Origin of the sequence: Streptomyces sp. ICN903, from assembly GCF_022015835.1 — a bacterium.
GTDB classification, from domain to species: domain Bacteria; phylum Actinomycetota; class Actinomycetes; order Streptomycetales; family Streptomycetaceae; genus Streptomyces; species Streptomyces fenghuangensis.
The window spans coordinates 1-8,601 of sequence record NZ_JAKMAY010000250.1; the positions used below are offsets into that span (position 1 = coordinate 1).

An 8,601-nucleotide genomic window follows, 5' to 3' on the forward strand; every position below is an offset into this window, starting at 1 on the left:
CCGCCCCGGCCCCGCCGCCGGTGGCTGCGCTGGGCCGCGCTGGGCGCGTCGCTCGCCGTACTCGCGGCGGGCGGCGCGGCCTGGGCCCTCTACAACAGGCTCGACGGCAACATCCGCACCGACACGGAGGCCGTCGACCAGCTGCGGCGCTTCGACCGGGAGCGTCCCGCCGCGGTCGTGCACGAGGCGAAGAACATCCTGCTCATCGGCTCCGACGACCGCAGCGGCGACAACGGCAGGTACGGGCGGGACAGCGGCACCCAGCGCTCCGACACCACGATCCTGCTCCACCTGTCCGCCGACCGCTCCAGCGCCACCGGGGTGTCGATACCGCGCGACCTGATGGTGGACATACCCGAGTGCCCCGGGCCCGACGGCACGAAATCCGGGCCGCTGTTCGCGCAGTTCAACTGGGCCTACGAGATGGGCGGGGCGGCCTGCACGATCCGCACCGTCGAGAACCTGACCGGCATCCGCGTGGACCACCACCTGATCGTGGACTTCACCGGCTTCGAGAAGCTGGTGGACGCGGTCGGCGGCGTCGAGGTGTGCCTGGCCGAGCCCGTGAACGACCCCGAGGCGCACCTCGTCCTGGACGCCGGACCCCAGCGGCTCGACGGCGAACAGGCCCTCGGCTACGTGCGCGCCCGCAAGGGCATCGGCGACGGCAGCGACACCCAGCGGATGGAGCGGCAGCAGGAGTTCCTGGCCGCCATGCTGAGCCAGGTGCGCGACGACGGGCTCCTGACCGACCCGGCCGAGCTCTACCGGGTGCTGGACGCGGTGACGTCGTCGCTCACGGCCGACCCCGGACTGGACTCGCTCCCGGAGCTGTACGACCTGGTCAGCGGCGTCCGCGGCATACCCGAGGAGCGGGTGCGGTTCATGACCGTGCCGCGGCGGCCGTACACCTACAACCCCAACCGCGACGAGCTGGTGCAGCCGGACGCGGACCTGCTGTTCGAGGCGCTGCGCGAGGACCGGCCGGTGCCGGAGGAAGGGCTGCCGCCTTCCGGATCCCCCTCCGCCGGACCGTCAGGCGGGCCGTCCGCCGGGGCCGGGATCCCCGCGTCGGACGCCGGGACCGGGGCTCCGGAGCCGAGCGGCCCGTCCGCCGGTTCGCCCACCGGTTCCCCGTCCGGTTCCCCGTCCGCCGGGGAGTCCTCGGACAGCGCCGCCGAGAGCCTGTGCGGATGAGCGCGGGTGCGTCGGAACGCGGGAGAACGCGAGAGAAACAGCACAGGGAACCGCTCGAGGGATTGGAATGGAATGTCTGTTTGAGGAAGAAAGTAACCTGCCTGCAGGGGTGCTTGACACCGGGCCGCGGCAGATAGTGTGAGCAATCCGGTGCGCTCGCCCATGAACGCTGCGCACCGCTGGAGACCGACCGAGCGCCTTGATGCCTGGCAGGGAAGGCGCTGCGTGGCACGACGGAGGACTCAGGCAACCGTGGACGCGCAAAGCCGTGGGCGGGCGGGTGACATCGATCCCGCAGACCAGTGGGTGTTCGACCCGGAGACGGGCGACTACAAGCTGCGACCGTCGACCCCCGCTGCGCGACCGTCCCCCTCCCCCCGCCCGTCCTCGCCGTCCGGCGGGGCCGCACCCCGCGCCGGCCGGCGGTCGGCCACGCCGCACGGCGAGGTGCCCCGGCAGCGCAGGCGGCGTCCGGAGGGCGACGGCAGGCCGGAGGACGGCGCGGGAAACGGTGCGGCGGCCGGCGGGAAGCCGGCCGGACGGGCCGCGGCGCGCAAGGCGGCCGGCGGCCGCGCGGCCGCGCGGCAGGCCGCGGGCGGCAGGGCGGCCTCACGGCGCAAGGCCAGGCCGAAGAAGTCCACGAAGAAGAAGGTGCTGCTGTGGACGGGCGGCGTGACGGCCTTCCTGTTCACCGGCACCGCCGTCGCCGTCTACCTCGCCTACGAGCACTTCAACGGCAACATCGACACCGTCGACGTCGGTGACGCCGCCGAGGGCGGCTTCGGCAGCGACGGCCCGCTCAACATCCTGCTGATCGGCACCGACAAGCGCACCGGCGAGGGCAACGAGGGCTACGGCGACAACGACAGCCCGGGCCACGCCGACACCACGTTCCTCTTCCACGTCTCGGCGGACCGCACCAACGCGACCGTGATGAGCATCCCCCGGGACCTGAGGACCGACATCCCCGACTGCCCCACCAAGCAGGAGGACGGCACCACCAAGGTCATCCCGGGCGAGCAGAACGCCCGGTTCAACGTCAGCCTCGGCCAGGCGGGCCGGGACCCGGGCTGCACCATGCGCACCGTCAAGAAGCTGACGGGGCTGGACGTCCACCACTTCATGATGGCGGACTTCAACGCCGTCAAGACCCTGACCACCGCCGTCGGCGGTGTCCCGGTCTGCCTGGAGAAACCGGTCGACGACCCCAAGTCCCACCTCAAACTCCCCGCCGGCGAGAGCGTCGTCGAGGGTGAGCAGGCGCTGGCCTTCGTCCGCACCCGCGGCAGTTTCGGGAACAAGGGCGACCTGGACCGCATCAAGGTCCAGCAGCAGTTCCTGAGCTCGATGATCCGCCAGTTCAAGTCGAACGACACCCTCACCGACCCGGGCAAGCTGTGGGACCTGGCGGAAGCGGCCACCAACGCGCTCACCGTCGACACCGGCATAGGCACCATCAAGAAGCTGAGCGACCTGGGCAGGGAGCTCAGCGGCATCAAGACCAAGAACATCTCCTTCCTGACGGTCCCGGTCAAGGACAACCCCGCGGAGAAGATCAGGGCCACGGTCGTCCTCGAGCAGCCCAAGGCCGCCCAGGTCTTCGCGATGCTGCGCGAGGACGTCTCCTTCACCGAGGTGGAGAAGAAGGAGAAGGCCGCCAAGGACAAGGCCAAGAAGGAGCAGGAGGCGCTGCTCAAGGGCGAGCGGGCCGCGGCCTCCGACGTACGCGTGGAGATCCTCAACGGCGGGGAGATCGCCGGGGCCGCGCAGACGACGCTCACCTGGCTGCAGAACACCCAGAGCGTGCTGAAGTCCAGCAACGGCGGCAACGCGCCCGAGCAGCTCGACAAAACGACCCTGGAGTACGGGCCCAACCAGGCCGACCAGGCCCGCAAGCTCGCCGACATCATGGGGCTGCCCGCCTCGGCCCTGAAGCCCGGCTCCGTGGACGCCGGGCCGATGGAACCGATGGTGCTGACGCTCGGCGCCGACTTCAAGGAGGCCGGCGTCCCCATCGCCGCCCCGGCGAAGGCTCCGGAGGACCTCGGGAAAGTGGAAGCCGACGAGAAGATATGCGCCAAGTGATTCCCGCGCGCCGCTTCCGCGCACGGGCCGAGTCGTAGGGAGAGGGCCCGTTGGGGCAGCGCACCGCAGGGGGGAAGGACGCACACGAACGCGCCCCTCGGCCGGAGGACTTCGGCTGGAACGACAGCATGTACGACGAGCCGGACGCATCCGGGGAACCGGAGGGGTCCGTGAGGTCCGGACAGAGCCGGGAAGGCGGGGAGAGCGGGGCCGGCGGCCCCGGGGGCACGGCGCCCGCGTCCGGCGGTCCGGGCCACCGCGCCGGCGGCCCGAAGCGGCCGGCCGGCCGCGGCAGGCGGGTGCTGCGCTGGACGGCGCTCTCCCTGTCCGTGCTGATACTCGGCACGGCGGGCGCCGGCTACCTCTACTACGAGCACCTCAACGGCAACCTCACCAGGAAGCCCCTCACCCTCGGCGACAACCAGCTCAAGCACCGGCAGAACGCGGAGGGCCGCACCCCCCTCAACATCCTGCTGCTGGGTTCCGACAGCCGTAACTCCGAGCGGAACCTCGAACTCGGCGGCTCCCGGGACGACGTGGGGCGCAAGCCGCTGGCCGACGTCCAGATGCTGCTGCACCTCTCGGCCGACCGCGACAGCATCTCGGTGCTCAGCATCCCCCGGGACACCAAGGTGACCATCCCCGAGTGCACCGACCCCGAGGACGGCACGGTCCACCCGCAGAGCACCGGAAAGATCAACTCAAGCCTCCAGTACGGCGGTCCGGGCTGCACCGTCGCCACCTGGATGGAGCTGACCGGCATACCCGTCGACCACTTCATGATGATCGACTTCGCGGGTGTGGTGGACATGGCCGACGCGGTGGGCGGCGTCCCGGTCTGCGTGGACGCCAACGTCCACGACCGGAGGTCCGGTCTGCGCCTGGAGGAGGGCGAGACCACCATCCGCGGCGAGCAGGCCCTGCAGTGGCTGCGCACCCGGCACGGTTTCGGGGACGGCACGGACATCGGCCGGGCCCGGGCCCAGCACATGTACATGAACTCGATGGTGCGCCAGCTCAAGGCGGGCACCAAGCTCACCGACCCGGGCAAGCTCAGGTCGCTCGCCGAGGCCGCCACCAAGGCGCTCACCGTCGACGACGGCATCGAGGGCGTCAAGGACCTCTACGACCTGGGCAACGAACTCAAGCAGGTCCCCACCGAGCGGATCACCATGGTCACCATGCCGTGGGAGTACTCCGACGGCGGCAGCTACGTGGTGCCCAAGCCCGGCGACGCCGAGAAGGTCTTCTCCCTCATCCGGGACGACATCGCCCTCGACGGCAAGGACGAGCCCAAGAAGGAGAAGAAGACCTCCGACCCCGCCGCTCCGGCCGGCGAGATCCCGGTGCAGGTCCGCAACGGCACCCGCACCGTCACCCTCGGACCCGTCAACGGCCGCGCGGGAGCCATCGCCGAGGAGCTGCGGCGGCTCGGCTTCGACCAGGCCGAAACCGACCCGGAGGAGGCCCCCCAGGCCGACAGCACCGTGTCGTACCCGAGCGAGGACCTGCGCGGCGACGCCCTGGCCGTGGCCGAGGCCCTGGGCCTGCCCGAGCGCTCCGCACGCCAGTCCGCCGGAGTCGAGCAGGTCACCGTGGTGATCGGCGCCGACTGGCGGGAGGGGAACGCCTATCCCGGGCAGCCCGCCACCGAGGAGGACGACGAGCGCGGCGCCCCCGAGAGCGCGAACGCGCTCAACGGCGACGAGGAGAAGTGCATGAACGTCAACCCCGCCCACACCTGGTGACCCGGTGACCCGGTGCCCCCTTCGGGGCGGGGGCGGACGGGCGTACGGGAACGGGCCGCACCTCCTGGGGACGGGGGCGCGGCCCGCGGTGTGCGGGGCGGGCCCAGGTCAGCCGCCGGCCGTCACCGGCTCCCGGCGGCTGGCCTTCACCTTCTCCGCCAGCTTCCGAGGACTCGTCAGGAAGCCCCAGCCCCAGGACATGTGCATGGTGGCCAGCGCCAGCGGGATGCGCACCCGCGCCCCGAACGGCAGCCCCCTTCCCGCCGGGACCGAACCCGCGGTGATGGCCGCCAGGTAGCCGCCCGGGACGACCAGGGCCCACGGCGTGACCAGCGCGCCCGCCACCAGTCCCGCCCCGATGGCCAGTACGGCCGCCGGCGGCGCCAGGTAGCGCAGGTTGATCGAACCCGAGTGGTAGCGGGCCACCACATGACGCCAGCGGCCGTAGTTGCGGTACTGCTTGGCCAGCGCGCGGACGCTGGGCCGGGGGCGGTAGGAGACCAGCAGCTCGGGCGAGAACCAGATCAGCCCGCCGTCCTGGCGGATGCGGAAGTTCAGCTCCCAGTCCTGCGCCCGGATGAACTCCTCGTTGTAGCCGCCCTGCCGCTCCAGCACCTCGCGGCGGAAGACGCCCAGGTAGACCGTCTCGGCCTCGCCCGCCTCGCCACCGGTGTGGAAGGCCGCGTTCCCCACCCCGATCCTGGAGGTCATGGCGGCGGCCACGGCCTTCTCCCAGTCGTTCTCGCCCTCGGCGTGCATGATGCCGCCGACGTTGGCCGCGCCGGTCTCCTCCAGCAGCCGCACGGCGGTCGCGATGTAGTTCGGCGAGAGCATCCCGTGCCCGTCCACCCGCACCACGACCGGGTGGCGGGAGGCCGCGATGGCCGCGTTGAGACCGGCGGGGGTGCGGCCGGTGGGGTTGGGCACGGTGCGCACCCGCGGGTCCTCGCGGACCAGCTCGGCGGCGATGGCGTCGGTGCGGTCCTCGGAGGGACCGAGCGCGATCACGACCTCCAGCTCGCCGGCGTAGTCCTGCTCCAGGATGTGCCGCACCGAGCTGCGCAGATGACGCTCCTCGTTGAGCACCGGCATGATCACGGAGACCGCGGGCGGCGCCGCGGCCGGGGAGGTGGGTTCGACAGGAGAGCTCACCGGGTCACGGTACCGCGATCGGGTGACGCGCTCGCACGGCAGCCGGGTGGCCGCGGGCGGCGGGCGGCGTGGGACCGGTGGTCCGTAGATCGTATGGGCCTATGTTGGCCGCTTCCTGGCCCCCACCGCCACGGAGGTGCTTCCCCGATGCCCGCACGGTCCCGTCAGCGCGGTCGCCACGCCCGTCCCCGGCCGAAGCGGCGGGGCCTGTCCCGCTGGGGCTTCCGGGCGGCCACCGCCGTCTCGGCGATGGTGCTGATGGCCGGCGGCATCGGCCACGCACTGGTCTCCGGGCTGGACGGCCGGCTGGAGCGGGTGGACCCCTTCCACGGGCTCAGCCACCGCCCCCGGAGCGGCGACGGCCTCAACTTCCTGGTCGTCGGCACCGACGGGCGCGACACCGTCACCGAGGAGGAGCGGCAGCGGTACTCCCTCGGCGGGACCCCGTGCAACTGCACCGACACGCTCATGCTGGTGCACCTGTCCGCCGACCGCGACCGGGCCAGCGTGGTGAGCATCCCCCGCGACTCGTACACCGAGTTCCCCCCGTACACCGACCCCGCCACCGGCGAGCTCCGCACCGGCCGCACCGGGAAGATCAACGCCGCCTACTCGCTCGGCGGTCCACATCTGACCGTCCGCACCGTCGAGAAGATGACGGGGGTACGCGTCGACCACTACCTGGAAGTCGACTTCACCAGCTTCATGCGGACCGTCGACGCCCTGGGCGGCGTCCCGGTGTGCACCACCCGGCCGCTGACCGACAGCCGCAGCGGGCTCGACCTGCCCGCCGGCACCACCCGGCTCGACGGCGGGCAGGCCCTGCAGTACGTCCGTGCCCGGCAGGTCGACGCCGAGGGAGACCTCGGCCGCATCAAGCGCCAGCAGCGCTTCCTGGCCTCCGTGATCGACGAGGCGACCGGGAACGGCGTGCTGACCGACCCCGTCCGGCTGCGCCGGGTCGCCTCGGCGCTCCTGGGGTCGGTGCGCGCCGACCGGGACTTCGGCGCCCGCGAACTACTGGCCCTGGGGCGGGCGATGCGCGACTTCACCGCGGCCTCCTCGGAGTTCGCCTCGGTGCCCCTGGAGGACCCCGACCACAGCGTGCCCGGCATCGGTTCCACCGTGACCTGGGACGAGGAGAAGGCCGGGAAGATGTTCGCGGCGCTGCGCCTGGACCGGCCGCTGTCGCCCGGCACCGCGGCGGGCGCGAAAGCGGAAGACGGCACCGAGCGGCACGGCACGGGGCGTGCCGCGGGACACGGAACGGGGCGCGACGGCAAGAACCTCGACGAGGAGCCGGGCGCCGCGGCGCGTCCGTCCGGCCCCCTCCCGGTCGGGGTGGACCCGGGGAAGATCCGGGTGCAGATCGAGAACGGCACGCCGATCGCCGCCCTCGGAGCGCGGGTGGACCGCGAGCTGCGCGCCACCGGCTTCGACACCACCGGCACCCCGCGCGGCGCGGAGAAGCAGGACGTACGGCACACGGTCATCCGCCACGACCCCGAGTGGGACCGCTCGGCGCGCACCCTGGCCACCGCGCTGCCCGGAGCGAAGCTGGAGGAGGTCAAGGGGCAGGGACGGGTGATGGAGGTCGTACTGGGCTCCGGCCACCGCGGGGTGCTGCGGGTGCGCCACACTCCCGAGTCCTCCGCCGCTCCGGCGCCGAAGGCGAAGGAGGCGGAGGAGGCGGAGGAGTCCGCGCGCCCGGAGGGCGGGGGCGGGAAAGCGGTCACGGGCGACGAGGCCGTCTGCCCGTGACCGCGGGAGCGGACCGTACGGCCCTCAGTCCTCCGTCATGCCCTCGGCCGCCCGCCGGTCGCGCAGCTCCTTGATGGCGCGGCGCCGGGCGAGCCGGTGCGTACGCCGGATCTGCGCCTCCTGCCAGCGCCGCTTGTCGCGCTCGGACTCGGGGACCACCGGCGGTACGGGCCGCGGCCGGCCGTTCTCGTCGACCGCGGTGAACACCAGGTAGGCGGAGGCGACCTGGGTGGCGGGCGTGGACTCGTTCCACCGCTCGGCCAGCACCCGCACGCCGACCTCCATCGAGGACCGGCCGGTCCAGTTCACCTGGGCCTTCACATGCACCAGATCGCCCACCCGGACCGGCTCCAGGAAGACCATCTCGTCCATCGACGCCGTGACCGCCGGACCTCCGGAGTGCCGCCCGGCGACCGCGCCCGCCGCGTCGTCGACCAGCTTCATGATCACACCGCCGTGGACGGTGCCGAGGAGGTTGGTGTCGTTCCCCGTCATGATGTGGGACAGGGTGGTGCGGGACGCCGCGGTGGGCTTGCCCGGCAGTTCGTGCGAGGTGGCCTGGGCCTGAGTGGTCATGCTTCCACCCTAAGCCGCCCGTCCCGGGCGGAACGGCACGGCCCGGTGTGATCCCGCACGCCCCGCACGCCCCCTCGTACCC

6 protein-coding genes are annotated in these 8,601 nt (G+C 72.5%); 4 read left to right on the top strand and 2 right to left on the bottom strand.

What is annotated here, in order from left to right:
• From L7D48_RS21980 to L7D48_RS21990, 3 genes are all read left to right on the top strand, one after another.
• A partial coding sequence (locus L7D48_RS21980) for an LCP family protein (protein ID WP_237881654.1) occupies positions 1-1,197 on the top strand: 1,197 nt, incomplete at its 5' end.
• A 252-nt stretch (positions 1,198-1,449) separates the two neighbouring features.
• Positions 1,450-3,282, top strand: coding sequence for an LCP family protein (locus L7D48_RS21985; protein ID WP_237881656.1), 1,833 nt, complete (start codon positions 1,450-1,452; stop codon positions 3,280-3,282).
• A 50-nt stretch (positions 3,283-3,332) separates the two neighbouring features.
• Positions 3,333-5,030: an LCP family protein gene (locus L7D48_RS21990; protein WP_374493247.1), complete on the top strand. Its 1,698-nt coding sequence runs from the start codon at positions 3,333-3,335 to the stop codon at positions 5,028-5,030.
• Between the two features lie 108 nt (positions 5,031-5,138).
• On the opposite strand, the gene L7D48_RS21995 is transcribed toward L7D48_RS21990, so the two are convergent.
• The gene (locus tag L7D48_RS21995) at positions 5,139-6,182 is read right to left on the bottom strand and encodes a glycosyltransferase family 2 protein (RefSeq protein ID WP_279951399.1); all 1,044 of its coding nucleotides are present in this window, start codon (positions 6,180-6,182) and stop codon (positions 5,139-5,141) included.
• 147 nt (positions 6,183-6,329) lie between these two features.
• Between L7D48_RS21995 and L7D48_RS22000 the strand changes: the two genes are divergently transcribed.
• On the top strand, positions 6,330-7,943 hold the full coding sequence (locus L7D48_RS22000) for an LCP family protein (RefSeq protein ID WP_237881658.1): 1,614 nt from the start codon (positions 6,330-6,332) through the stop codon (positions 7,941-7,943).
• Between the two features lie 24 nt (positions 7,944-7,967).
• Here L7D48_RS22000 and L7D48_RS22005 read toward each other — a convergent pair whose 3' ends face one another.
• The gene (locus tag L7D48_RS22005) at positions 7,968-8,519 is read right to left on the bottom strand and encodes an acyl-CoA thioesterase (protein ID WP_237881660.1); all 552 of its coding nucleotides are present in this window, start codon (positions 8,517-8,519) and stop codon (positions 7,968-7,970) included.
• Between the last annotated feature and the right edge of the window lie 82 nt (positions 8,520-8,601).

Bases quoted from the DNA above. Each gene is read 5' to 3' on its own strand.
- L7D48_RS22005 (WP_237881660.1), bottom strand. From the start codon at position 8,519: ATGACCACTCAGGCCCAGGCCACCTCGCACGAACTGCCGGGCAAGCCC.
- L7D48_RS22000 (WP_237881658.1), top strand. From the start codon at position 6,330: ATGCCCGCACGGTCCCGTCAGCGCGGTCGCCACGCCCGTCCCCGGCCG.